This window comes from Rhodococcus sp. WWJCD1 (assembly GCF_002258735.1).
GTDB lineage: Bacteria > Actinomycetota > Actinomycetes > Mycobacteriales > Mycobacteriaceae > Rhodococcoides.
In genome coordinates, this window is the sequence record NZ_NOXY01000012.1 from 443734 (window position 1) to 467660 (window position 23927).

23 protein-coding genes are annotated in these 23927 nt (G+C 64.2%); 8 read left to right on the forward strand and 15 right to left on the reverse strand.

What is annotated here, in order from left to right; genetic code table 11:
• The first annotated feature begins 158 nt into the window (after positions 1-158).
• Positions 159-869: a hypothetical protein gene (locus CH286_RS09795; protein WP_255182626.1), complete on the forward strand. Its 711-nt coding sequence runs from the start codon at positions 159-161 to the stop codon at positions 867-869.
• Here CH286_RS09795 and CH286_RS09800 read toward each other — a convergent pair.
• Both CH286_RS09800 and CH286_RS09805 read right to left on the reverse strand, forming a co-directional pair.
• Positions 845-2050, reverse strand: coding sequence for a GGDEF domain-containing protein (locus CH286_RS09800; protein WP_032405387.1), 1206 nt, complete (start codon positions 2048-2050; stop codon positions 845-847). The two genes, CH286_RS09795 and CH286_RS09800, sit on opposite strands and share 25 nt — an antisense overlap.
• 78 nt (positions 2051-2128) lie before the next feature.
• On the reverse strand, positions 2129-3157 hold the full coding sequence (locus tag CH286_RS09805; RefSeq protein ID WP_094609055.1) for an Rv1355c family protein: 1029 nt from the start codon (positions 3155-3157) through the stop codon (positions 2129-2131).
• Positions 3158-3407: 250 nt separating this feature from the next.
• On the opposite strand from CH286_RS09805, the gene CH286_RS09810 reads away from it, so the two are divergent.
• Complete coding sequence (locus tag CH286_RS09810; protein ID WP_094609056.1) at positions 3408-4667, forward strand: EAL domain-containing protein; 1260 nt, start codon at positions 3408-3410, stop codon at positions 4665-4667.
• A gap of 36 nt (positions 4668-4703) precedes the next feature.
• Here the strand turns inward: CH286_RS09810 and CH286_RS09815 are convergent, their stop codons facing one another.
• Genes CH286_RS09815 through CH286_RS09825 form a run of 3 tightly spaced genes read right to left on the reverse strand, consistent with a single transcriptional unit; the run spans position 4704 to position 8810 of the window.
• Positions 4704-6593, reverse strand: a complete 1890-nt coding sequence (locus tag CH286_RS09815; protein WP_094609057.1) for a galactan 5-O-arabinofuranosyltransferase — start codon at positions 6591-6593, stop codon at positions 4704-4706.
• A 4-nt stretch (positions 6594-6597) separates the two neighbouring features.
• Positions 6598-7362, reverse strand: coding sequence for a decaprenylphospho-beta-D-erythro-pentofuranosid-2-ulose 2-reductase (locus CH286_RS09820; protein WP_032381093.1), 765 nt, complete (start codon positions 7360-7362; stop codon positions 6598-6600).
• On the reverse strand, positions 7359-8810 hold the full coding sequence (locus CH286_RS09825; RefSeq protein ID WP_037152852.1) for an FAD-binding oxidoreductase: 1452 nt from the start codon (positions 8808-8810) through the stop codon (positions 7359-7361). Before CH286_RS09825 ends, CH286_RS09820 begins: the two co-directional genes overlap by 4 nt.
• Before the next feature lie 47 nt (positions 8811-8857).
• Between CH286_RS09825 and CH286_RS09830 the strand changes: the two genes are divergently transcribed.
• On the forward strand, positions 8858-9376 hold the full coding sequence (locus CH286_RS09830; protein ID WP_080734491.1) for a GtrA family protein: 519 nt from the start codon (positions 8858-8860) through the stop codon (positions 9374-9376).
• On the opposite strand, the gene CH286_RS09835 is transcribed toward CH286_RS09830, so the two are convergent.
• Together CH286_RS09835 and rfbA are read right to left on the reverse strand one after the other, a co-directional pair.
• Positions 9377-9958, reverse strand: coding sequence for a dTDP-4-dehydrorhamnose 3,5-epimerase family protein (locus CH286_RS09835; protein ID WP_094609058.1), 582 nt, complete (start codon positions 9956-9958; stop codon positions 9377-9379).
• Complete coding sequence (gene rfbA / locus CH286_RS09840) at positions 9955-10827, reverse strand: glucose-1-phosphate thymidylyltransferase RfbA (protein ID WP_094609059.1); 873 nt, start codon at positions 10825-10827, stop codon at positions 9955-9957. The genes CH286_RS09835 and rfbA overlap by 4 nt, the downstream gene beginning before the upstream one ends.
• Positions 10828-10957: 130 nt before the next feature.
• Here rfbA and CH286_RS09845 point away from each other — a divergent pair, with 130 nt between their 5' ends.
• Positions 10958-11476, forward strand: coding sequence for a maleylpyruvate isomerase family mycothiol-dependent enzyme (locus CH286_RS09845; RefSeq protein ID WP_176458196.1), 519 nt, complete (start codon positions 10958-10960; stop codon positions 11474-11476).
• Between the two features lie 18 nt (positions 11477-11494).
• Here CH286_RS09845 and CH286_RS09850 read toward each other — a convergent pair whose 3' ends face one another.
• Genes CH286_RS09850 through CH286_RS09860 form a run of 3 tightly spaced genes read right to left on the reverse strand, consistent with a single transcriptional unit; the run spans position 11495 to position 13841 of the window.
• On the reverse strand, positions 11495-11863 hold the full coding sequence (locus CH286_RS09850; RefSeq protein WP_141215826.1) for a hypothetical protein: 369 nt from the start codon (positions 11861-11863) through the stop codon (positions 11495-11497).
• Positions 11860-13068 (reverse strand): WXG100 family type VII secretion target, encoded by a 1209-nt coding sequence (locus tag CH286_RS09855; protein ID WP_094609062.1) that lies wholly within the window; start codon positions 13066-13068, stop codon positions 11860-11862. Before CH286_RS09855 ends, CH286_RS09850 begins: the two co-directional genes overlap by 4 nt.
• Complete coding sequence (locus CH286_RS09860; RefSeq protein ID WP_094609063.1) at positions 13065-13841, reverse strand: hypothetical protein; 777 nt, start codon at positions 13839-13841, stop codon at positions 13065-13067. The genes CH286_RS09855 and CH286_RS09860 overlap by 4 nt, the downstream gene beginning before the upstream one ends.
• 90 nt (positions 13842-13931) lie before the next feature.
• Between CH286_RS09860 and rfbB the strand changes: the two genes are divergently transcribed.
• The gene (gene rfbB, locus CH286_RS09865) at positions 13932-14936 is read left to right on the forward strand and encodes a dTDP-glucose 4,6-dehydratase (protein WP_094609064.1); all 1005 of its coding nucleotides are present in this window, start codon (positions 13932-13934) and stop codon (positions 14934-14936) included.
• Here rfbB and CH286_RS09870 read toward each other — a convergent pair.
• Genes CH286_RS09870 through CH286_RS09890 form a run of 5 tightly spaced genes read right to left on the reverse strand, consistent with a single transcriptional unit; the run spans position 14933 to position 20522 of the window.
• Positions 14933-15769: a glycosyltransferase family 2 protein gene (locus tag CH286_RS09870; protein ID WP_094609065.1), complete on the reverse strand. Its 837-nt coding sequence runs from the start codon at positions 15767-15769 to the stop codon at positions 14933-14935. The two genes, rfbB and CH286_RS09870, sit on opposite strands and share 4 nt — an antisense overlap.
• A complete protein-coding gene (locus tag CH286_RS09875; protein WP_094609066.1) occupies positions 15766-16233 on the reverse strand; it encodes a GtrA family protein in 468 nt (155 codons plus the stop codon). Before CH286_RS09875 ends, CH286_RS09870 begins: the two co-directional genes overlap by 4 nt.
• On the reverse strand, positions 16230-17171 hold the full coding sequence (locus tag CH286_RS09880) for an NAD-dependent epimerase/dehydratase family protein (protein ID WP_094609067.1): 942 nt from the start codon (positions 17169-17171) through the stop codon (positions 16230-16232). Before CH286_RS09880 ends, CH286_RS09875 begins: the two co-directional genes overlap by 4 nt.
• Positions 17168-18220, reverse strand: coding sequence for a glycosyltransferase (locus CH286_RS09885; RefSeq protein WP_176458203.1), 1053 nt, complete (start codon positions 18218-18220; stop codon positions 17168-17170). The genes CH286_RS09880 and CH286_RS09885 overlap by 4 nt, the downstream gene beginning before the upstream one ends.
• A gap of 49 nt (positions 18221-18269) precedes the next feature.
• On the reverse strand, positions 18270-20522 hold the full coding sequence (locus CH286_RS09890; protein ID WP_255182627.1) for a hypothetical protein: 2253 nt from the start codon (positions 20520-20522) through the stop codon (positions 18270-18272).
• 162 nt (positions 20523-20684) lie between these two features.
• Here CH286_RS09890 and CH286_RS09895 point away from each other — a divergent pair, with 162 nt between their 5' ends.
• Genes CH286_RS09895 through CH286_RS09905 form a run of 3 tightly spaced genes read left to right on the forward strand, consistent with a single transcriptional unit; the run spans position 20685 to position 23904 of the window.
• Positions 20685-22472 (forward strand): N-acyl-D-amino-acid deacylase family protein, encoded by a 1788-nt coding sequence (locus tag CH286_RS09895; protein WP_094609068.1) that lies wholly within the window; start codon positions 20685-20687, stop codon positions 22470-22472.
• Positions 22469-23074 carry a TetR/AcrR family transcriptional regulator gene (locus tag CH286_RS09900; RefSeq protein WP_032381102.1) on the forward strand — a complete coding sequence of 202 codons (606 nt, stop codon included), beginning with the start codon at positions 22469-22471 and terminating at the stop codon, positions 23072-23074. Before CH286_RS09895 ends, CH286_RS09900 begins: the two co-directional genes overlap by 4 nt.
• Positions 23071-23904, forward strand: a complete 834-nt coding sequence (locus CH286_RS09905; protein ID WP_094609069.1) for an alpha/beta fold hydrolase — start codon at positions 23071-23073, stop codon at positions 23902-23904. The genes CH286_RS09900 and CH286_RS09905 overlap by 4 nt, the downstream gene beginning before the upstream one ends.
• The last annotated feature ends 23 nt before the right edge of the window (positions 23905-23927 follow it).

The window sequence follows — 23927 nt, forward strand, 5'->3', positions numbered from 1 at the left end:
GCACAATGAGCCTGACAACTGTTCAAAAATCAAACAACACGCTCGACATGCCTCAGAAGGGTTGTCGATCATCACTCAGGAGTTCACCGTTGACGACCCCCGTATTCCCTAGCGTCCACTCGGCACATCGGCCGAGCTCACGGGCACACGAACCCGATATGCCCGGCCCTCTCCGAGAAGGGCTCGATGCCGGTCCCTGGTCGACGCGTTGCGCCGGGGGAACCATGACATTGACGGCCGCGACGCCATCGGGTTCCCCGGAGCTGTGGTCCCGCTACGTCGAAGGAGCGTGGGAATCGTACTCTCGCCATGGTGTCACCGCTGCACTCGATATGGACGAAGTCGCTTCGGGCGCAACGACAACCCTGTTCTACGTGGTGCTCGACAAGGCAGGGCAGATGCTCGGCGGCGTCAGAGCCCAGGGCCCGTACACGATGATCGAGCAATCCCACGTGTTGGCCGAATGGGAGGACTCGCCTGGACTGCCGCTGGTCACCGAACTGTTGCACGCTCGGCTCTCCCACGGGATCGTGGAAATGAAGAGCGCGTGGGTGGATGCGGGGGCCGCAGGGCGGACGGTGTCGAATGTCCTGGCTCGAACCGCATTGCCGACGCTCGAATTGACCGGTAGCCGGTACCTGTTCGCCAGCGCGGCCGATCACGTCCTACGTTTGTGGGAGAGCTCCGGGGGGCGGATCGACCACGCCATCCCTGCTGCGGCGTACCCGAGTGAGCAGTACAGGACCGTCATGATGTGGTGGGACATGGACTCGCTGGCCCGCAACGCGAGGCCCGAGGTGTGGCAGTCGATGGTCCGCGAGGCCCGCTCACTGTGTGGGTACGGTCAGCGCATCCCGTCGGTGGCGTGACGGCTGGTGGAGTCTTTGGGGCGGCTCGTCCGCGTCTGTCCGGACCTGGGGCTGCCCGACCAGCCGATCGTGAGTGTGCCTGCGTGGTACGCCCGATCTCGACCGTCGGCTTTGGCGCGGTAGAGCGCTGCGTCGGCGGCACGGACGACCGCGTCGAGCACCTGATCGAGACCGCCCGATTCGCTGGAAGCAACGCCTGCGGTGGGCAGCGCCGGGTCACCGGGTGCAGTGGGTCGTACGTCGAGTGTCACCGTTCCGATGCTGACAGTGACCGGGCAGTCGGACCGGATTCGATCGAGTATCTGCTGCGTGAGTTCGTGACCGTCTCGGTGCGGGGCGAGGATCAGGAACTCTTCGCCACCGGTTCGCGCGACGACTGCTTCGGATTCGCCGACCTCTGCGTGTACAGCGCGAGCCAGGGTGTCGGCGACTGCCGCAAGCGTTCGGTCCCCGGCCGTGTGACCGGCGGTGTCGTTGACGGTCTTGAAATAGTCGACATCGACGACGAGAGCAGACAATGGTTCCCTCCGCTCGCACGCCTCGTGCACGAGGACCTGGGCATTCGAGAGCAGTCCACGGCGATTGACCAGCCCCGTCAACGGGTCCGTGTCGGCCAGCCGTTGCAGTTTCTCGTTCACCGAGGACAGGGTTCGGCGCAGGCCGCCGATGAGCGCAACCGGCACCAGCACCGTGGTCGCGGCGGCACCGATCGCAACGGCAGTCACCGCCCACCCCGAAGATCCCACACTGACCACCGACAGCACCGTGGCCATGACCACCGAGGCCGCCGACAAGCCGGCGGTGACTCGTGGCGGTGAGCTCGATGCCGCAATTGCCGGAACGATGGCCAGCATCGAGGTGACCGCACGCGTGCCGGATGGATCGGCGATCAGGAAGGCACTGATCGCGACTCCGGTCATGCCTCCGAACCCCAGGACGGCGAATTGGCGTTCACTCAACCTCCCCACTTTGGCAGCGAAGAGCACGGTGACGGCGGTGAACGTCAGCACCACGATGAGAATCGGAAGTGCGTTCGGCCGCAAGAACGTCGGAGACAGCAGGGCAATAGCCAACAGCGGTACGGCACCGGTGGCGCTGGCAATGACTGCGGTCGTGCGGGTATCGAGCCGTGACCGCCAGGAGTTCGCTCGCCGACGAGACGACTTGTCGATCACGTTCATCGGGTAATTCCTCGGATCAAAGTCGGGCGAACCCCAAGAACAGTATCTGGCGATGCGTCCGGTCGGGGGTGCGCCCGCTCATACGTTCTCAGGGCCGGCTGCCGGGTCGCGTCCGGTGCGCACCAACGCATCCAGGTCGATTCGCCGCCGACCGGACGCGAGCGGTTCACCGCGGCCGAATGCCCTCACAGCAGCGGTCACAGCGGCACCACCGAGCGCGACGTCTCCGCCGAGCTGTGGCCAGGTCGAGAGCGTGCGCCCGATTTCCGGCACCGATGCGATCATTCGGGGCGTCAGTTTGGTCGGTTCGAGCAACGTCGCTGCGATTGTGCTCTTCTGTTCGACGGTCAAGTCGGCCACATCCGCGGTCTTCATCTCTCCGAGCAGTCCGTGGAACACCGGTCGGTCGGGTTCGAGATCGAAGCGTTCGACATCGAGGACGCCTCCATCGCTGGTCTCCATCACCACGGGGATACCGCGGGCGCGGGCGTGATGACGGACCAGCAGTTTGGTGTCGATCGAGTCGCATTCCTCCACAACTAGATCGAGCCCGTCCAGAAAGCCATCGAGAGTCTCTGCCGTCACACCGTCCGCGAACACCTGCACATTCAGGTAGGGGTCGAGTTCGGCGATCCGTCGGGCAGCGACGACCGCCTTGTTCACGCCCAAATCGAACACCGAGGACGGGACACGGTTGAGATTCGAGAGATCGAGCTCGTCGAAGTCCGCCAGACGCAACTCGCCGCACAGTCCTTCCAGCGCGAGGGTGTGGGCGACGGCGTGGCCGACACTCAACCCGACAACTCCCACTCGCAATCCTCTGAACCGAGCTTGTTCCTCGGAAGTGATCTTGTTTCTGTTGCGGTCCAGTCGCAGCCGATCGAAGTCGCGTGGGCCGAGGACCCGCACCATTGTGCGCCGCCATGGGTAATGCACCCACCGTGGCAATTCCTCGGAGTCGCCCGCTATCGCGGGAAGTAACCGGCGGAGCGAAGCCAGCTGATCCAGTGTCGTGTCGATGACACTGACGTTGGGATCATCGAGCAGAGCACGGACCACCGCATCCTGTTCACGCTCGGATGGGTCGAACACCGTGTGCTCTGACATTGCTGATGCTCCGCATCTTTCGGATGACTGTCGACGACGAGCACGCCGATCATGTCCGACGGCCTGGAGGCATGTCAGACTGTTTCACGGTACTAAAGACTCTCCGGCAGTGCGGGTCAGTAGCAACGCAGTCGCCGGCATCACCACTGTGGCGAAGCCCGTATGCAGGCAACGCCCCCGCGTGCCTCGGCGCAGGGAACGAAAGTCTTTGTGCATGTGCAGCACTGGGATCGAGAATATGGGGTGAAAGTTGGGCGTCGACGGTGACTTCGATGAGCGTTTCAGCTCACTGATCTCAGTCTTTCAGCCGATCGTCGACTCGAGGACCGGGTTGGTGGTTGCGCACGAGGCGCTCACCCGGTGGCCAGCTTTTCCGGACACCTCGCCGGACCAGATCTTCGACATCGCTCGCACCATGGGGATAGCCGAGGAATTGGACCGTAGATGCATAGCGTCAGCAGTCGCCGCAGCGGCGCAATTCACCCCCGCCAACCACCCGCCACGTACGTTGTTCGTCAACATAGAAGCCGAAGCGATTTCCTCCGAGAACTCGTCGACCTCGGCCCGTCGCCTCAGCGAACTGTTGCGTGGAGGCGGCTCGCAGGTTCGGCCCGTTGCGGAATTCGCCGAACGCTCCCTGCTCACAGACCCGGCGCGGTTACTCCGATCAGCCGACCGACTGCGACGTGACGGCATCATCATCGCTCTCGACGACGTCGGTGCCGACCCCGACTCGATGGTGGTCCTGCCCCTTCTCGCACCCGAGGTGATCAAACTCGACAGATCGTTGCTCGACGACGACCTCACGGGCGACAAGCTCGCCACCTTGCTCGCCGTTCTTGCCTACGCGAGCCGGTTCGATGTTGCACTCATCGCCGAAGGAATCGAAACCGAGAGACAGAAGGAGAAGGCGATCGCGTGGGGTGCCGCCTACGGACAAGGATTTCATCTCGGCCGGCCCGCCCCCCTCGATGCATCCCAGACGTCGTCCTTTCCGGTACAGCCACGCCCTCCTGTGACGAGACCGTTGACAGAGATCCTCGACGACCGTGCCACCGACACGACATCGATCTCGGTCCTCGCGTCCATTTCCGACCACCTACTCGACTTCGCAACGGCCACCGCGGAAGCTCTGACGATTGTGATCGCATTCCCAGAACCCGACATGTGCTCAGCCGACATGGCGCGAACGCTGCGGCGTCTCGCACGCAAACACCCGTATGTGAAAGCACTCGACGCACCTCGCGCACTGTTCACCGCCACCGACGGGGTACGCCACGCCGACCTGGTTCAACCCTCGGAAAGAATCGGTGCCATCGCCGTTATCGGCCAACGGTTCTACTGCGCCTTGGTCGCACGCCCACTCGACCCCGATGGTCCAGCGTCGCCGTCGAACCAGTGGAGGTACTTCCTCACTGTCGATCCAGCCCAGGTCTGCACAGCCGCACACACGCTGATCGTGAACAGTACGAGCCCCACCGACCCGGGTACGTCCGGTTGGCTGGGCTGACACTCGAAGTTCGACCGTGCCGAACCCCGATGTCGGTCAAGCAGTACGAACGACCAGCGCGAAGGGCCCAATATCCGTCACGGTGAAGCGCGGATCCTCGAACAGTGACTCCGGGAAGGTGACGGTGTAGCGACGCACGTTGGGGTCGTTCGGGTAGACGTCCTCGGCCAGGCGCAGTGTGTAGCCGTCGGCTCCGCGTCGGAAGAGGAAGGCGTCCGGCGCGCGCCACTGGCTGGTGTTCAACGCCTCGATCAATTGGTCGGGTGTCTCGAGCTCGGTCCATTGCTCGATGGCGTCGGCTCGCTGATCGAACTGCGCCAGCGGGTTGGCGTAGTGCGAGGTCAGTCCTTGGAAGCCGAAGTACGGGTAGTAGCTGAGGAACGAGGTGTCCGCGGTCAGCACGACCGTCTCGTCGCGTGGGCGCTGAGTCTGCTCGGTGAGGGCGTCGTCTACCTCGCGGTAGTACGAGACCGCGCTCGGTGGGCGCATGTCGGCGCGGTTGCCGTCACCGTCGGTGTCGGAGTACGCGACGGTGATCTCGCTCTGCAGTACCTGGGGGATGTTCTGCGCGAAGGCCATAGCACCGATGATCGCCACGACGACGGCCGCGATACGGAACTTGGGCGGTTCGTTGATGGCCTGGTAGATCGCGTGACTACCTTCGAGAAAGCCGAAAACGCCTGCGCTGCCGAGCAATACGATCAAGACCGCTTCGAGTCGGAAGGAAAGCAACGTGGTGCCCGCGGCCGTGGCGGCCATGGACAGCAGTGTCCACAGGTAGATCGAGACGACGCCGACGCCGAGTGCCTGCGCTCGACGCGAGGAGGAGAAGCGCACTGCCAGCCATACCGTGCCGATCAGGCACAGCGCACCCGACATGGAGAACTCGAACATCGGGAAAGGAAGTGTTGCACCGGCTTCGGGTAGATAGTGCAGCGCCGTGCCCGATGTGGACGGTGCTCCGCGCAGGAAGTCGATGAGGTACGGCAGCCACACCGTCGCGGCGATGACGCCGGAGATGGCGGCGATCGAGGCGACCTTGATCGCGATGGGCACCAGTACTTTCCAGGTCTTGCGCTCGCGATAGGCGAGAACAGCGGCGAACAGCGCCATGAGTACGACGGTGAATGCGGCCAGGCCCAGGTACAGGGTGTAGAACGTCGCGGCCAGTCCGAGGAAGAGGCCGGTGCCTGCCGCCGCTCCCCACCCGCCGGCCGCTTTTCTGTGCAACGCACCCCATGCCAGCACAAGTGCGGGGGCGAAGAGCAGCACGATGACGGCGCTGTAGGCCTCGGGGGAGGCGTAGGCGACGACGAGCGCAGTGGTGACGGCACTGGCGGCGACAGCCCAGTCGCTGCGAATCAGGGCCTTCCACAACACGAATGCGACCACCGATGTAACGGCGAGCAGCCCGATTGCGTAGGGCTTGAATACTTCCCACCCGTCCATGCCCAACACGTTGCCGACGCGTCCGCCGAGCCAGAACCAACCGGCGGGGTAGAACGGCGGGATGTCGGTGTACGTCATGTCGCGCAACGACGCCGAATCGGTCAGGCGCGTCAGGTATTCGGTACGGAATTCCTGGTCGACCGAGATGCCGAACAGGTACAGCTTGGTTGCCGCCAAGGGCATGCCGAGGGTGACGGTGACGAAGCCGGACAGACCGACCCACGCCGAGAGTCGAGCGATCCACGGCCACTTGTGGATTCGGTACAGGTAGATCGACGTGGCGAACAGTGCCGCAGCTACGACCTGGCCCAGGGTCGTCAGAGCGCGAGTGACGTTGGACGAGTTGAACGCCGGCCACTGAACCAGTGAGAAGGCGTACAACCCGACCGTAGCCACGACGACTGCGACGAGGATTCCGGCAACTATTTCTCCGACGGCAGAAGCAGTTCTGCGCGCCGGCGCAACCCCGACAGTCATACAGTTAGATGGGCAGCTTGCGGAAGATCGGCCGCGGTACGTGTCGCAGCACCATCATCACCAGACGCCAGGGAGCAGGCGTCCAGATGAGGGGAGTGCCCTTGCGCGAGGCGTTCACCGCGAGCTTCGCGATGACCTCCTTGTCGACGGTCATCGGCGCTTCCTTGACGTGCGCGCTGAACTTGGTGCGCACCATGCCCGGACGAACCACGGTGACGCGAGGCCCGAACTCGCGCAACGCTTCTCCGAGTCCGAGGTAGAACCCGTCGAGGCCGGCCTTGGTGGAGCCGTAGACGAAGTTGGAGCGACGAACCCGCTCGCCTGCCACCGAGGACATGACGATGATGCGGCCGTACGCCTGCGCCTTCATCTTCTCGCCCAGCAGCACACCGACCGACACCGAAGCGGTGTAGTTGATGTTCGCGGCGAGGACGGCCTTGCGCTGGTCCTGCCAGAGCTGCTCGGCATCGAAGTCGACGGCGAAGGCGACGATGGCGACATCGACGTCACCCTTGGCCCAGGCGGCGTCGATCACCTTGGGATGCGACGCGGTGTCGAGTGCATCGAAGTCGATGACGTCGACGGACTTTGCGCCCTTGGCGGTCAGTTGTGCGACGGCGCTCTCGCGCAGCGGGTCGTTCGGCAGCGCGGCGAGGATGACACGTGCCGGAGACTTCGACAGGTACTCCTCGGTGATCGCGAGACCGATCTCGCTGGTGCCACCCAGAACGAGAATCGTCTGGGGGTTACCTACGGCGTCTATCGTCACAGCAGTTCCAGCCTTCTAGCCATATCGGAGGCGAAAACGCCTGTGGGGTCTACGGATCGACGGACCTTGATCCACTCGTCGATCCGCGGGTACATCGAATGGAACGTCTCGGCGTCGGTGCGCGAATCTTTCGCGGTGTACAGACGGCCACCGAATTCGAGCACGCGCTTGTCGAGTTCGCGGACGAACTCGTTCAAGCCCGGCTTGATCGGGAAGTCGACGCAGATGTTCCAACCCGGAATCGGAAAGCTCAGTGGCGCTTTGTTTCCGGGCCCGAACAGCTTGAACACGTTGAGGAACGAGTAGTGCCCGGACTTCTGGATATCGACGATGATCTTCTTGAACTCGTCGACGGCCTCCGGCGGCACCACGAACTGGTACTGCAGGAATCCCTTGGAGCCGTAGGCACGGTTCCACTCACTGAACATGTCGAGTGGGTGGTAGAACGCCGTGAGGTTCTGCACCTTGTTGCGGTAGTTGCCCGACTTGCGGTACCAGACCTCGCCGACGGCCGAGAAGGTGTACTTGTTCGCGAGTCCGTTCGGGAAAATGTCGGGGAACTTCACCAAAGGCTTCGCGTTGAAGAGCAACGGATCCTTCTGCAGCTTCTCCGGCAACTGATCCAGGCGCGCCAACGATCCACGAGAGACAGCCGCGCGACCGAGCTTGGGTGGTGGAGCAACCGCGTCGAACCATGCGCTGGAGTAGTCGTAGTTGTTCTCGCTGCCGTCGCTGTGCAGTGCGATGGTCTCGTCGAGGGTGCTGGTGACGTCGCCGTCGGCGATGAAATATGCCGTTTCCGTCGGTGTCATCTCGATGGTTGCGCGCAGGATGATGCCGGTCAGTCCGTTGCCGCCGACCGTCGCCCAGAAGAGTTTGGCGTTCTTGCCCGACGGCGTCAGGTGGCGGATCTGACCGTCCGCGGTGAGCAGTTCCATCGAGCGGACGTGGTTGCCGAAGCTACCCGCGCTGTGATGGTTCTTACCGTGGATGTCCGTTCCGATGGCCCCACCGATGGTGACCTGGCGCGTACCCGGCAACACCGGTACCCACAGGCCGAACGGAAGCGCGGCACGCATCAGCTGGTCGAGGTTGACGCCACCGTCGACGTCGACGATGCGCGTCGACGCGTCGATGCTGTGAATGCCGTTCAGCGCATTCATGTCGATGACGAGCCCGCCGGAGTTCTGCGCGTTGTCACCGTAGGAGCGGCCGAGGCCGCGGGCGATGACGCCGCGTCGAAGGTAGGCCGGCTTGGAGTCGTTCTGCTCGGCGACCTGCTTGACCGCGTTCGCGATGAGCTCGGGGTCGGAGGTCGAGAGCACCTCTCCGGTGGAGGGCGCGGTGCGGCCCCAACCGGTGAGTGTGCGGGTCTGCGTGGGTAGCGGCGCAGTGTTCGCGGCCTGTGGTTCCAGGGGGAAGAGTGCGTCGTCGGCTGTCGTGGACATCGCTCAAGAGGGTACCCGCACCGCGGCAGCGGCTAGTGTCAGTCCTCGTGTCCACCCCCGACCGCTCCGCAGAAGAAGGCTCAACGGGCGACGACTGGTCGCCCGAGGACGACGAGTTGCAGCATCACGTTCCGCTACCCGTCGAGCTGCCGCTGACCGAGAACATCGCCGACGCGGCCCTCGATCTCAAGACGCAGGTGCTGCGTTTCTTGGCGACGGGTGTGCTGTCGGCCATCGTCGACCAGGGCGTCAACCTGCTCCTGCATTTCGTGTTCGGGGTCGGGGTGACGCTGGCCAAGGCCATCGGCTTCGTGCTCGGAACGACGACGGCCTACCTGATCAACCGCCGCTGGACCTTCAATGCGGCTCCGTCGCGCGCCCGGTTCTTCGCCGTCGTCGCGCTGTACGGCGTCACCTTCGCCGTCCAGGTGGGCATCTACACCTGGCTCTACCAGGCTCTTCCGGACGGTTTCTGGTACGCCAACGTGGCCTTCGTCATCGCGCAGGGCACGGCGACGGTCATCAACTTCCTCGTTCAGCGATTCGTGATCTTCAAGATCCGGTAGCTAGAAGGTGGGGAGGCTGCCGGCTTCGAGGGCTTGGGCGAGGGCGGGGGCGGCTGTGTCCTTGTCGGAGAGCTCGTAGGTCAAAGGTGATCCGTCGCGTCCGATGGTGGGCCAGTCGATGCCCAGGGCGGGGTCGAGGGGGTTGATGTCGCGGTCCAGGGCCGGGGTGTACTCGAGGCTGCACAGGTACATGACGGTGGAATTGTCTTCGAGCGACAGGATGGCGTGGCCGAGTCCTTCGGACAGGAACACCGCTTTGCGGTCGATGTCGTCGATCAGCACCGAGTCCCATTGCCCGAACGTCGGGGAGCCGAGCCGCAGGTCGACGATGACGTCGAGGAACGCGCCGCGGGCGCAGGTGACGTATTTCGCTTGCCCGGGCGGGTTGGTGGTGAAGTGGATCCCGCGGAGCACGCCTGCGGCGGAGACCGAACAGTTCGCCTGCTTCAGATCGAGCGCTCGACCGGTGGTCTCCTCGAACGCCGACGCTTTGAACCATTCGAAGAACACGCCGCGGTCGTCTCCGAACTGGCGTGGGGTGTATTCGTAGGCACCGGCGATGCTCAACTCACGAAAGGTCATCGGATCCCTCGGTCGATCAGATCGAGCAGGTAGGTGCCGTAGCCGGATTTGACGAGCTTCTCGGCGCGCACGCGCAGTTCGTCGTCGGTGATGAATCCGCGTCGCCAGGCCACTTCTTCGGGGGATCCGATTTTCAGGCCTTGGCGTTGTTCGATGGTGCGCACGTAGTTCGAGGCATCGAGGAGAGAGTCGAAGGTGCCGGTGTCGAGCCAGGCGGTGCCGCGGGGCAGGACCTCGACCTGGAGGCGGCCGGCCTCCAGATAGTGGCGGTTGACGTCGGTGATCTCGTATTCCCCACGCGCGGAGGGCTCGAGGTCGCGGGCGATGGCGATGACGTCGTTGTCGTAGAAGTACAGGCCGGGGACGGCGTAGTTCGATTTCGGGGCGGCCGGCTTTTCTTCCAACGAGATGGCTTTGCGGTTGTCGTCGAATTCGATGACGCCGTAGGCGGTGGGGTCGGAGACTTCGTAGGCGAAGACCGCTCCGCCGTCGATGGTCTCGAAGCGGGACAGTTGAGTTCCCAGGCCCGGGCCGTAGAAAATGTTGTCGCCCAACACCAATGCCGCGGAGTCGGTGCCGATGTGCTCGGCTCCCAACACGAATGCCTGCGCGAGGCCGTTCGGCTCGTGTTGGACCTTGTAGGTCAAGTCGATGCCGAATTGGGAGCCGTCACCGAGGAGGCGGGTGAACTGGTCGGCGTCCTGGGGGGTGGTGATGATGAGGATCTCGCGGATCCCGGCGAGGATCAGGGTCGAGAGCGGGTAGTAGATCATCGGTTTGTCGTAGACCGGGACCAGCTGTTTGCTGACGCCCATCGTGATCGGATGAAGACGCGAGCCCGTGCCGCCCGCCAGAATGATTCCCCGCATGAACCCGCAGTCTTCCAGACCCTCCGGTCGACCGTGCGGTTGTGCCTTCCCCGTTTCCGCTGCGGGGGCTCGGAGGTGCACCTACGCTCGCCGCATACCCAGCCTTCCGAGAGATCCGAGGACAACGATCGTGACGAGCCGCACCCAGATCGAAACCGGTATCAGCCAGGTCACCTCTCTGCTCTCCGCTGTGACCGCAGACGAACGCGCGTCGGCGACGCCATGTACCGACTGGACCGTCGCCGAGCTGTCGGACCACCTCGTGAACACCGCGGCCAATTTGGTGACCATGGCGCGGGGCGGCGAGATCGATTGGTCGGCGTCACCCGAGCCGTCGTCCGACCCGATTCCGCTGTGGACCGAGAGGACCCGCGAACTGTTGGCCGAGATCGACGCAGGATCACCGCTGCCACTCGGTATGGTCGCCGCGGAATTCTCGGTGCACGCGTGGGACCTCGCGACCGCACTCGGTCGCGGCACAAACGACTTCGACCCGACCGTCGCGGAAGACGGGCTGGAGTTCATGTCCGAGAATTTGACCGACGAACGCCGCGCCGGTGCCTTCGAACCGAAGCAGCCCACACCGGACGGGTCGAACGCGTACGAGCGTTTGGCGGCCTTTGCCGGACGTACTGTCGCGCGTTCCTGAGACTTCGCTGGCGACGGCTCATTCCCACGGGATTCGATACGGCTGAGATGGGACCTCCGTCGTCGAAGTCGGCCATTCGCTCGGCCACATGATCTGCGAATCGGCTTTGAGCTCTTCGACTTCCGGTGGTACCGGATCTGCGTCCACCTCGATTCGTTCCCAACTGCATTCACCCGACGCGACGCGGGTTGCGTAGTGGATCAGGTCGGACGACGCTTGCGGTGACGACGCCAGGCGGGCCAGCAGTTCCGCGGTGACCCTGCGGGATCCCGCTCGAGCCTTCAGGTCCGTGTTCAGTGCTCGCGTGCGTGCGGCCACGAGCTCATCGCAGGATGCCATCAGACGGTCGTATGCGGCTCGGGCGTGCGGAGGCAGGGACTCGATCATGCGTCCCGCCATGGTTCGTCGCCGGTGCCGACGGAGAAGTCCTCGTCCGGTGTGTCGAGTACTGGTCGGATGTCCGCTGTCTTGCCCGCTTCGACGGCTTGCTTGCCGTAGTCGAGGAAGTCGTTCAGCGGCCGCAGTGTGTCGTCGATCTTCTGGCCCACCTGGCCTTCGGGGTCGCCGAGCGCGTCGAGGAACGCGCCGAAGTCGTCGACCACCTTTTCGATCTTCACGATGAGTTCTTTGGTCAGATTCATTGCTGTCCAGCATATTTCGATGATGCTTTCGACCTGCCATGCTGTGCCGACCACCGGAACCTTCTTGACCACTACCTTCAATGCACCGCGGGCGTTGTCGACGGCCACCTCGGACTCCAGTAACTCGACGATTTTGCGCACCACTGCCGAGGCGGCTTCGCGAAGCTGGTCGGAGATTGCCGCACAGATCGCAGAGATCGTTCGTCCGGCCGGACCTTCCCATCGCATTGCGGCCAGTTGCCGGTCGGCGTAGTCGGTGAATGCCTGTGCGGCAGCGCCGTTCCAGTGACCTTCGACTCGGCGCACTCCTGCAGCTAACGACTCCGCTGCGGCTTCCATCGCGTCACCCGCTATCTGGTACGCCTGACCGATTCGACGGATTTCGTTCCAGTTTCCGGTGACGGGGATGGTCGCTTCGCGTAGCGGACTCCACCCGGAGAGCTCGAAGATCGTGCGGTCGATCTCGCCGAGCCACTCGGAGGCATCGGCGAGTACGTCGCGGAGGTCGTCGAGCACGGGATTCGTTGGTGAGTAGTCGATCCCGTGGGGCCGGCCGTAGTCGGCGGGTCCTTCGAATTCGTCCACGTGCCCGACGGCGGCACGATCCGAACTGCCGCGGTCGATGCCCGGTAGTGTCGGAAGTGTCGTGTGAGCGTTCAGCAGGTCGTAGTTCTTTTGATCTTGATCGGCGTACAGCCACGCAGCCTTGTTCAGTTCGACACCCATCTCGCCGCAATTGGCGGACAGGTGAACCTGCCGAGTGCGTGTCAACTCCTGGAAGCCGGCGAGATACGGCTGGAGTCGTTGCAGAATCTGCCCGACCACGTTCTCGCTCAGGCCCGCATTGTCGATCAGATAACGATGACCGGCCAGAGTATCGACGCCGATGCGATCGAGAAGATTGCCGAGACCGGCTATTTCCGAGGAATTAGCGTAAAGAGGTTCGGTCATTGCACTGGACTCTTTCGAAGAGTGGAGATAAGGCTGTCGACGTCCTCGTCGTTCAGCGCATCCTCTACGTCCCGGTCGGCCAGAACTACGAAGACCGCCACCTCTGCTGTGGCGAAACCGGTTGTGGTGACCACGTCGAATGTTGCTCTGGGAGGTGGGCAATCAGGCGTATCGGGTATGTCTTCGACCGAGGCTGAGTAACGGACGGCCGGCTCACCGTCCACTTCCAAGTACCGAGGGTCGCTGATCCGAACAGTAGGTGTTAAGGATCCGTCTCTGTTGGTGAAGATCATCGAGGCCTTCTGCACCTCTTGCAACGCAAGCACCGTCAAGTTTCCGACGCGTCGACCGGTCATCCCTGTGATTGCCGAGGTCTGAAATTCGCCGCCTTCGCAGTCGAAGCGCCCGTGCAGCCCCAGCGCGCCGTATGTAGCGGTGGACCCGTCCTCACCGGTCCACTCCGAAAACGCGTCGTACTGATTCTCCCAATCCGCCGGAATTTCGTAAGTCCAGCCGAATTTGGTGGCGATGGGCTGCGGCTGCCCGGCGGGTACCTCGATTTTCGGTGGCGGACGGTTCATCGAGGGAAAGCCCGGCGGCAACGGCGGCGGCGATGTCGTCGAGCCCGTGGGTTTCGGTGACACCGGCGGCAGAACCTGCACACCCTCGTACGGTTCAGGCACCGGAGGTGCCAGCTGCGGAATTGCCCACATGATCCCGAACAGCAGCGCTACCGATGCCGCGAGACGAATCAGAATTTTGCCGAGACCCATTGACGTACTCCCCCCGAAGTCGAACAGAAGCTAGCACGCGCGCCCGACACGAACGGCCCGCACGAGTCTCCACCGGTAAAGTGCCTGTTCATGAGAATTCTTGTCACGGGTGGGGCCGGGTTCATCGGCGCGAACTTCGTACATCAGACCCTCGCGCAGCGCCCCGACTCGCAGGTCACCGTGCTCGACAAGCTCACCTACGCAGGCAACAAGGCATCCCTCGAGCCAGTCGCCGACCGCATCGACTTCGTGCACGGCGACATCGCCGACGCCGACCTCGTCGACCGCCTCGTTCGCGAGACGGATCTGGTCGTCCACTTCGCCGCCGAATCGCACAACGACAACTCGTTGACCGACCCGTGGCCGTTCGTGCATACCAACGTCATCGGCACCACCACGTTGCTCAATGCGGTCCGCGAACACGACGTCCGCTACCACCACATCTCCACCGACGAGGTCTACGGCGATCTCGAGTTGGACGACCCGGCACGCTTCACCGAATCGACCCCGTACAACCCGTCGAGCCCGTACTCCTCGACCAAGGCCTCCAGTGATCTGCTGGTACGCGCCTGGACGCGATCGTTCGGGGTCCGCTCCACCATCTCCAACTGCTCCAACAACTACGGCCCCTACCAGCACGTGGAGAAGTTCATCCCGCGTCAGATCACCAACATTCTCAGCGGCTCCCGCCCCAAGCTCTACGGGGCTGGCCAGAACGTGCGCGACTGGATCCACGTGGACGATCACAACAGCGCCGTCTGGGCCATCATCGACGGCGGCCGCATAGGCGAGACCTACCTCATCGGAGCCGACGGCGAAGCGAACAACCGCACCGTCCTCGAAGCGATCCTCGAAGAGACCGGCAACGCCCCCGACGCCTTCGACTTCGTCACCGACCGCCCCGGCCACGATCTGCGCTACGCCATCGACTCGACGAAGCTCCGCACCGAATTGGGCTGGACGCCAACCTACGTCGACTTCCGGGCCGGCCTGAAAGCCACCGTCGACTGGTACCGCGACAACGAGCAGTGGTGGCGACCTCAGAAAGACGCCACCGAAGCCGTCTATGCGGCAAAAGAATCCGTACTGCCCTAGCTGCTGCGCGACATCCGGTGGCGCAGAAGCAGATACACCGCGCGGCGCATGAACGACGTCATCAGAGCCTTGGCGTTTCCGATGCGTACGTCGCCGTTGGACAGCAACGTCGGATCGCTTGCCTGCAGTGAGCGGTGGAAGTCCGCAGCCTGACGGGCCTGCTGGGTGGCCAGCTCGACGCTCCACTGTCCCGAGTTGATGCGGAACGACGCCAGTGGCTGTGGGATGGCGACGATGTCGCCGCGCAGGGCGACCGCGATGAAGGTGGCCTGGTCGATCAGGTAGGGGTGGCTGTTGTCCCACAGTCCGATGTCGCGTAGCTCCGACAGCTTCATCATCACGCCGCCGGGCTCACCGAAGATGTTGGCGCCGGCTCGGACTGCAGTTCTGGCCGCTACCCGCCCCGACACCCTTCCCTGCAGTCCGCCGAGCCCGCGGGCGGCGATGACTGTCTTGCCGTAGGCGTCGATGAGGGTGCGCTGCGAGGCGACCAGAACGGCGGCCGGGTTGTCGTCGAATGCCTGCACCTGGATGGCCAGCGCGGTGGGCGCGATGGTGTCGTCGCCGCACACCAGTTTGATCAAATCGCCCGTGGCCTCCTCGGTGACGCGGTTCCAGTTGGCCTGTGCGCCACCACCGGCCGGGGTCGTCAGAACACGGATGCGGGGGTCGTCGAACTTCTGCGCGACGGCGAGGGTGTCGTCGGTCGACGAGTGGTCGGCGATGACGAGCTCGAAGTCGGTGAACGTCTGGGCGAGAATCGAATCGATGGTCTCGGCCAGGTATTCGGCGTTGTTGTACGCCGGGACGACGACGGAAACACGGGGGGTCATGGTGTGGGGGCCTGGCTCTTTCTGCGGAACGAGAAGTCGCGGTAGCCGAAGAAGCTGACGACTGCCATCACTGCTGTGACGGCCAATTGTGAAGGGATGGGCGGGAAGTGGAGCACCGATACGGCGATGGTCATCAACGATATGTTTGCCAGGAACGCGCCGAAGTTGACGACGAAGAACCGCAGCAGATCTCGCAGGAAGTGCCCGCGCACGCGGAACACCAGGTAGCGGTACATCGCGAACGCGCACAGCACGTTGCACAGATAGCCGAGGACGATGGCGGCGTGGTAGCCGTACTGCTCACCGATGAGCAACTGCCACAGGATGAACCACGCGGTGCCCAACCCGGTGTTGACGCCGCCGACGAGCAGGAATGCGATCTTCTGATTCTTGACGATGCGCATCAGCGGCCCGGGCGCACCGCTCATGCCGGCCGGGGGAGCGGGAGTCTGCGGCTCGGTCATCGACCGACCGCCAATGCTTGACGCGTCGCGAACAAGGTCGACGCGATGCCTGCAGGCAACGTTCGATGGGTGCGACGATCGATTTCCGGCCAGACCGTAGACCGCAGTCGCAGATCGCGACCTTGGAAGGCGGCGAGTGGAGATGCCGCGAGCACCACGTTCGGCCGTCGGCGAAAGACTGTTCGGCACGCTCCGAGGATCGAACCGATCGTGACGGCCTCGCCCGAGGCGAAGATCTTGACCGTCGGCGAAAGTTGTTGCTCGGCAGACATTTCTAGGGTGTCGGCCACCATTTCGGCCGCGTCGGACACGTAGAGATAGTCGCGCAGCGTATCCATCGGTACAAAGATGGATACGGGCGACGCCATCAGGTATCCGCGGCACAGGTGCGAGATCAGGCCTTGCGGTTTCGCGAGATTCTGACCCGGGCCGTAGAGGTTCGCAAAGCGGCCGATCACCACATTGATGCCGGTGCGCACCCCGAAGTCGGTGGCGATCGACTCGGACTGCAGCTTCGCGAAGCCGTAATCGCCCAACGGAACCGGCTGCGTTCCTTCATGATGCGGCGCTCCGAGTGCGCCCGCGTACACGCCCCCTGCGGACGAGGCGAGGAAGACCGTTCCGGTGTCGGCGCGATCGGCGGCTACTGCTTCGATGCGCGAGAAGACTGTGCGAATCAGCTCGTTCTCCTGAGCGAATTGCGCTGCGCTGGTGCCGTTCACACCCGCGCCCGCGGCCCAGATCACGTTCCACGCACCGTCGTCGAACGAGTCGAAGAATTCCGAACAGCGTTGCAGCAGAGCTTCTTCGGCCAACGCCCTGTTCGTCCAGGGGATCGTACTGGTGTGCACGTGATGCCCGCGGCGTTGCACCTCCCGGGTCGCTGCTGCGCCGAGTAGGCCGCCGCTGCCGACGATCCAGGTGTGCGTCGCGGTCACGTCGACGGTGTGTTGTCGGTCGACTGTGAATTCTCGACTGATTCTGCAGGCGCGGTGCGCCCGAGTGGGCCGTTTCCGGGATCGGTGACGATGAGGTACGGCGGCTTACCCATGGCGGTCTTGACGTTGACGCCGACGTATTCGGCCACTACTCCGAGTGAGAACAGGGTTGCCCCGAAGCCGAACAGCAGGATCACCATCGTCGATGCCCAGCCTCGCACCTCGGCACCCGAATCGAACACGAAGTACGAGATCAGCACGTAGGCCACGAGAATCAGGCCGAGCAGGGCGAAGGCGAGGCCGATGAAGCTGACCATCCGCAGTCCCTTGGTGCCGCTCGAGAGCACCATCCGCCAGAAGTGCGAGAGCAGTGTCCGCAGTCGGTAACCCGATCGACGATCCACTTCCTCCCGCAATGCCACCGGACTCGTCGAGACGTCGCCTGCGATCCACCCGAGAGCAATGTCGAGGTAGGCCTCGGAACCGGCATACGCGGCGACGGAACGACCGACTTCACCGAGCACCAGGCGGTAGCTCTGGTAGTCGACGGTGTTGTCCCCGGCCAGAGCTTTGGCAATCAGCCACTTCGAACCGCGGGAGGCGGCGTTACGCCACAATCCGTGCGGCGCGACATTGGTGGGCTTGGCGTAGACCACGGTGGACTGCCGGTCGAGGGCGGTATCGAGCATGCCGCCGATGGCCGCCGGGTCGTGTTGACCGTCCTCGTCCATCGTGACGATCCACTCGCCGCCACTCGATGCCATACCGGCCAGCGTGGCTGGGTGTTGGCCGAAGTTGCGACTGAGCCATACGCCGCGAACGAACGTGTGCGCGGCGGTGAGCTGCCGAATGACGGCAGCGGAGTTGTCGGGTCCGTGATCGAAGACGAGCAGCACCTCTTCGACGATCATCGGCCGGCCGAGGGGAGTGTGCACCACCTTGGTCAACGGAATGATCTCGTCCATCAACGCGCTGAGTGTCCGCTCGCCCTGATAGACCGGAACCACAATGGAAATGCGGTGCGGATCAGCAGCAGCGTCGTCGGACATCACGAGGGCTTACCCTATCTGGGTCGTTCCGCAGGCTCTACTCCCGTCCTTATCTGCTGGACGTCGTACTGCCGAGCTCCGGAGAACTCGAGCTTCTGCGCCGTCGCACATCGAGCACCACCAGGCCGATCAGCACCAGCACTCCGCCTGCCATCGCGGCCAGTCCGAGGCGTTCGCCCGGCGGCCGGAAGGTGATCTCGAGGTCCGCGTTGTCGGTGCCGGGCGGCAGGTCGACGTACAGGAAGATGTCGGCCAAGCCCTTCGTCTGCAGTTCTTCACCGTTCAGCGTGGCGGTGTACCCGGGCCAGGCCAACCGCGAGAAGACGACGCTGCCGCCGTCGGGTGCACTGACGTCGACGTGCTCGGAGTCGGCGTCGGAGCTGCGGGGTTCGGCTGTGGCGTCGACCGTCGCGACGACGCGTCCGGACGTCGAGGGAATCAGCCCGTCGACACGTTCGAGGACGAAGACCTGGCGAGCCGCCTCGGGAGTGGGTGCGGTCACCCACTGCCAGCCTGCGGGCGCGGGTTGGGAATCCGCGAACGGATACTGCAGCTTCTGCAGAACGACGCGGTCCAGTTGCATCAGATCCGCGTAGGTCTTGCCGGTGTACGGCTCGATCTCGAACAGTCGGCCGAAGGCATCCGTGCAGGTCGATCCTTCGTGCTCGAAGCACAGCAGATTGGCGAAATCGAGATAGCCGACGGGGGTGTAGGCGTTGACGTAGTCCAGGCCCATGACCTTGGCGGAGTTGCCGTACACCTGGGAGTGCCACGGCAGCTGGGGGTCGTCCGGCCCGTCGGCCTGAGTTTCGGTCAGAGCGCGGCTGCCGAGTTGCAACGTCGAGCCCTGCCATTGTGGGAACTGCGCCTTGGCTTCGGACTGAGATGCGGGCAGCCACCATTTGTCGAACGGCGGCTCGTAGGTGGCCACCTGGTACATCGCAACCGGCGCGATCGTGACGAGGAGCAGCGCTGCCGTCGCCCGGGTGGAGAAGCGGTGGGCCAGCAGCAGCGCGAGTGCGCCGACGAGCAGGATCGCCAGCGCGGCGAGGATGTGGCGGCCGAAGAACTCCGGTCCCGAGGAGCCGGCGCGTAGCAACAGCACCAGTGTCAACAGACCGGCCGCGAGCAGTCGGGGCCGCAGCTTGTCGAGAGTTCCGTATCGACTGATCAGGGTGACCACGAGAATCAGCGCGACGATGGCGACGAAGGGAAGGATGCGCGCGGGCCAGCGGATGGGGCCGATGTCGCTCGGCCCGGCTGTGAAGACCAGTGCGAACGTCAACAGGATCAGCGGTGCGGCCAGCTCACGCAAGGCCGCGGGCACCCGACGCCACGCGATGAACGCGAGCGCGGGGACGACGAACCAGGCGATGTAGGTGACCGGCGACTCGGTGGTCTCGCCCGCCCACGATTCGATACTCGTCACGGCCGTGGGGATGCTTGCGGTCAGCGATTCCGACCACGGTGCCGTCAGGAAGTTGTCGTTGAACGTTCCCTCGTCGCCGCTGCGCCAGGTGACCGCCGAGGTCAGTACTCCCGGGAGGAAGGTCACGGCCCCGCACGCAGCCGCTGCGATGCCGACACTGCACACCTTCAGAGCGGGTCGCCACAGGCGCTGGAACAGGCGTTCGCCGATCGCGACGGAGCCGATCATCACGCCGGCCATGACCGCAGCGTGTACGTAACCCACGCTGATGGCCAGGTAGAGGAACACGAACGGCACGATGGGGCCGCTGCGGCCGCGAGCGTATTTCATCGAGCTCGCCCATGCGTTCGTGATGTACGCGGTGCCGATGAGTGCGGTCACCCACGAGGTGTTCTCGAAGAACAGGGTGAAGCCGACGAACGGTGCACTCGCGCCCGCGACGGCGGCCCAGTTGGCGCGCGCTCCATAGGTGAGTGCGACGCGATAGACGCCCCAGGCCAGCAGGATCGAGAAGCCGAGTTTGACCACCGTTGCGAGCAGTACCAGGTTGTCGACGGACGGCGAGATGTAGTTGATCGCCATCTGCACCGGGTTCCACAGGCCGCCCTGGCCTTCGACGGGATAGTTGCCCGCCATCCACTGATCGAGCACGAGGGACGGAAAATGGCCGTCGCGCATGATGCGCCCGAGCTGAAGCCAGTTGGGAATGGCTCCGGATTCGGTGTCGTCGATGTAGAAGAAGCGCGGGTCGACGCTGAGTATCAAGAGATAGCCCAACACGACGACTGCGGCGATCGCCGCGCCCCATACGAGGCGCTCTCGTTTGCCGTCGGGCAGAGAGCCGCGCGCGATCTGGGTATCCGTGGTGGGCAAGGTCAACTCCGTGAGTTCGGGCAAAGACACCCGACTCTAGCTCTCGAGGTGCCCGGTAACCGAAACGTCGAGTCCTCCACGACGCCGGTGTCTGCGGCAATGCGGCTATTGCGAGTGATCACTCTCTAAGTTAGAGTTTCGTCATCCTATGACGGAGGTCACATGAACTCGAACATTCCTTTCGACGTCGTCATCACCGGCGGCACCGTGTACGACGGATCCGGCGGCCCGGGAGTGCGAGCGGATGTGGGCATCGTCGACGGCGTCGTGCGGGCCGTGTCGGCCACACCGCTCGAGGCGGGCGCGACGACCGAGGTGGTCGATGCCACCGGTAAGTGGGTCACGCCGGGCTTCGTGGACGTGCACACCCATTACGACGCCGAGGTGCTAGTCGGGCCGGGCCTCGAAGAGTCCGTCCGGCACGGGGTCACGACGGTTCTGCTGGGGAACTGTTCGTTGTCGACGCTCTACTCCACCCCGGTCGACATCGCAGACCTGTTCAGTCGGGTCGAGGCGCTGCCGCGCGATCATGTGCTGAAAGCGGTCGATACGCACAAGACGTGGAACAGCCCCGACGAGTACATCGCAGCGCTCGAGCGACTGCCTCTCGGCCCTAATATCGCAGCGCTGGTAGGTCATTCGGATCTGCGAGCGCACGTGATGGGCCTGGACCGCTCGACCGATCGCAGTCAGAGGCCCACCCGTGAGGAATGGCGTGCCATGTCCGACGCGCTCGAGCAGGCACTCGATGCCGGGCTGCTCGGAATGTCGACCATGACGAACCCGTGGGACAAGTTGGACGGCGATCGGTACCGGTCTCGGTCGTTGCCGTCCTCGTACGCGCGGTGGAGCGAGTTCCGTGCACTCCACAAGATTCTGCGTCGACGCGGGCGGCTGTTGCAGAGCATCCCGAACCTGAACACCAAGTACGACATGCTGTTCTTCCTCGCCTCGGCCACCGGGATCGGCCGCACTCCGCTCAAGATCTCGCTGCTCGCCGCGGCGGACGCGAAGGCGTCGCCCTGGATTCATCGTGTCTTCGGTCCACTGGCTCGGATGGTCAACGGGCCGGGCAAGGGGCAGTTCCGCTGGCAGCACCTGCCCACCACGTTCGACGTCTACTCCGATGGCATCGACCTCGTGGTGTTCGAGGAGTTCGGCTCCGGCCGCGCAGCTCTTCATCTACGAGAAGAGTTGGGCCGCAACGAGTTGCTCTCGGACGAGGCCTACCGCCGCTGGTTCCGTGCCGATTTCGAGAAGAAGTTCAGCTCACGCGTCTGGCATCGAGACTTCGCCGACGCCGAGATCACCGAGTGTCCCGACGCGTCGGTCGTCGGAAAGAACATCGCTGAGGTCGCGGCCGAGCGTGGTGTGCACGTAGTCGACGCGTTCCTCGATCTGGTGGTCGAGCACGGCCGAAAGCTGCGCTGGCACACAACGGTTGCCAATCATCGCAAGCGGCAGATGGACAAGCTGATCAACCAGCCCGGGGTCACTGTGGGATTCTCCGATGCCGGTGCTCATCTGCGGAACATGGCGTTCTACAACTTCGGTATCCGGTTGCTGCACCGCGTGCACGACGCACGCAACGATCGACGGCCTTTCATGACCGTCGAGAAGGCGGTGCACAAGCTCAGCGGCGAGTTGGCCGATTTCTACGGTGTCGACGCCGGACACCTTCGGGTGGGCGATCGTGCCGACATCGTCGTGATCGACCCGGAGGGGCTGAACGAGGAGGTCCTGGCCTATCGCGAGGAGACAATGCCGGAGTTCGGTGGCCTGAGTCGAATGGTCAATCGCAACGACCGCGCTGTCACCGCCACCCTGGTCGCGGGCCGAGTAGTGTTCTCCAGCGGCACCTTTGCGCCGTGGTTCGGCGTGTCGGAGCGTGCGGGTAGCTTCCTGCGGGCAGGCACTGCCACGGCTCCTCGACGCCGGGAGCGTGTGTGAGTCCGAGTCAACAGCAGCGCCGCACCGAGACCATCGGAAAATTGCTCGACGCGACGATCGCATCGTTGTGCGAGAAGGGCTACGCCGCAACCAGTGTCAGTGAGATAGTCAGCCGCGCGGGGGTGTCGTCCGGGGCCATGTTTCGGCACTTCGACACCAGGCTGGATCTGATCGTCGCCGCGGCCGACGAGGTTCGCCGACGTCAGTTCGTCGAGTTTCGCCGTGGCCTGTCCGGTTTCGGGAGCGCATCGATCGAGCACTGCCTCGAACTGCTCAGGGCTGCGTGCCGCGCCCCGATCAACGGGGCCTGGTACGAGCTGCTGACCGCCGCCCGCAGTGACGAGGAGCTACGAGAGAGGCTGCAGCCGTTCACTGTTCGATATCACGAGCAGATAGGCGAACTAGCGCGAGCGCTACCCGTCGCCGGCGTGATCGATCCACGGCATCTGGAAACGGTGATCTTCACCGTGGTGCACCTACTCGACGGTGAGGCGTTGGCGGCCGTGGTCCATCCGCAGCCCGAGCAGGAGGCCATGCGGCTGAGAATGATTGCTCACCTGCTGCGTGGTGGCACTCTGCACGCCCTGACGGACGCGGGATGACCGGCTGGACGGTACACACGTCCGGTGCCGAGCTTCCCGTATTCGAATACGGAAACCCGTCCGCGCGCTCGACGGTACTGCTGGTGCACGGCTATCCCGACAACCATCATGTGTTCGATCCCCTGATCGCCGAGCTCGGCGATACGGTTCGGGTGATCGCCTACGACACGCGAGGCAGCGGAGCGGCCGTGCTCGAGCCCACGGCGGACGTATCCATCGAGCAGCTGGCGCGAGACGCCTTCGCGGTGGTCGAGTCGATTCCGGGGCTCACCGGCAAGGTGCACGTCTTCGCCCACGACTGGGGGTCGGTCCAGATGTGGGAGGCGATGGCCGCTCCTCGGGCAACCACAGCCTTCGCGTCGTACACGTCGGTGTCGGGGCCCAGTCTGGATCATTTGCGGCAGGTGGCGCGTGCGCGGTCGGTGCGGCCGCAGCGTTGGCCGTCGCTGGTGGGGCAGTTGGCCCGGTCCTGGTACGTCTTCGGGTTTCACGTGCCCGTGGTGGGCACCCGCGTGCCGGCATTGTTGGCGCGATTCGGTGCCGAGGGGGAGCCGACCCCGACGGTGGCGGACCAGCAGCGCGGCATTGCTCTGTACCGGGCGAACGTGCTGCGGCGTGTGCTTCGCGGACCCGATCCGCGGTGCGCCGTCCCGACCACCGTGGTGGCTCCTACACACGACCGGATGCTGTCGCCGAACCTCACCGACGGTCTGGATCGATGGATCCCCGACCTGCGCGTCGTCCGGGTCGACGCAGGCCACTGGTGGCCGTTCACGCACCCGGTCGATGCTGCTCGCGTGCTGAAGGCGAGGGTGCAGGAAGCGGAGTAGACGGCGAGCGTCGGACGGTTCGG

Coding starts and splice junctions, on each gene's coding strand:
- CH286_RS09825 (WP_037152852.1), bottom strand. CDS start 8,810: ATGTCCACGACAGCCGACGACGCACTCTTCCCCCTGGAACCACAGGCC.
- CH286_RS09800 (WP_032405387.1), bottom strand. CDS start 2,050: ATGAACGTGATCGACAAGTCGTCTCGTCGGCGAGCGAACTCCTGGCGG.
- CH286_RS09905 (WP_094609069.1), top strand. CDS start 23,071: ATGACCGGCTGGACGGTACACACGTCCGGTGCCGAGCTTCCCGTATTC.
- CH286_RS09795 (WP_255182626.1), top strand. CDS start 159: ATGCCCGGCCCTCTCCGAGAAGGGCTCGATGCCGGTCCCTGGTCGACG.
- CH286_RS09860 (WP_094609063.1), bottom strand. CDS start 13,841: ATGGGTCTCGGCAAAATTCTGATTCGTCTCGCGGCATCGGTAGCGCTG.
- CH286_RS09855 (WP_094609062.1), bottom strand. CDS start 13,068: ATGACCGAACCTCTTTACGCTAATTCCTCGGAAATAGCCGGTCTCGGC.
- CH286_RS09870 (WP_094609065.1), bottom strand. CDS start 15,769: ATGACCCCCCGTGTTTCCGTCGTCGTCCCGGCGTACAACAACGCCGAA.
- CH286_RS09875 (WP_094609066.1), bottom strand. CDS start 16,233: ATGACCGAGCCGCAGACTCCCGCTCCCCCGGCCGGCATGAGCGGTGCG.
- CH286_RS09895 (WP_094609068.1), top strand. CDS start 20,685: ATGAACTCGAACATTCCTTTCGACGTCGTCATCACCGGCGGCACCGTG.
- CH286_RS09805 (WP_094609055.1), bottom strand. CDS start 3,157: ATGTCAGAGCACACGGTGTTCGACCCATCCGAGCGTGAACAGGATGCG.
- rfbA (WP_094609059.1), bottom strand. CDS start 10,827: ATGCGGGGAATCATTCTGGCGGGCGGCACGGGCTCGCGTCTTCATCCG.
- CH286_RS09835 (WP_094609058.1), bottom strand. CDS start 9,958: ATGACCTTTCGTGAGTTGAGCATCGCCGGTGCCTACGAATACACCCCA.
- CH286_RS09815 (WP_094609057.1), bottom strand. CDS start 6,593: ATGACTGTCGGGGTTGCGCCGGCGCGCAGAACTGCTTCTGCCGTCGGA.
- rfbB (WP_094609064.1), top strand. CDS start 13,932: ATGAGAATTCTTGTCACGGGTGGGGCCGGGTTCATCGGCGCGAACTTC.
- CH286_RS09850 (WP_141215826.1), bottom strand. CDS start 11,863: ATGATCGAGTCCCTGCCTCCGCACGCCCGAGCCGCATACGACCGTCTG.
- CH286_RS09885 (WP_176458203.1), bottom strand. CDS start 18,220: ATGTCCGACGACGCTGCTGCTGATCCGCACCGCATTTCCATTGTGGTT.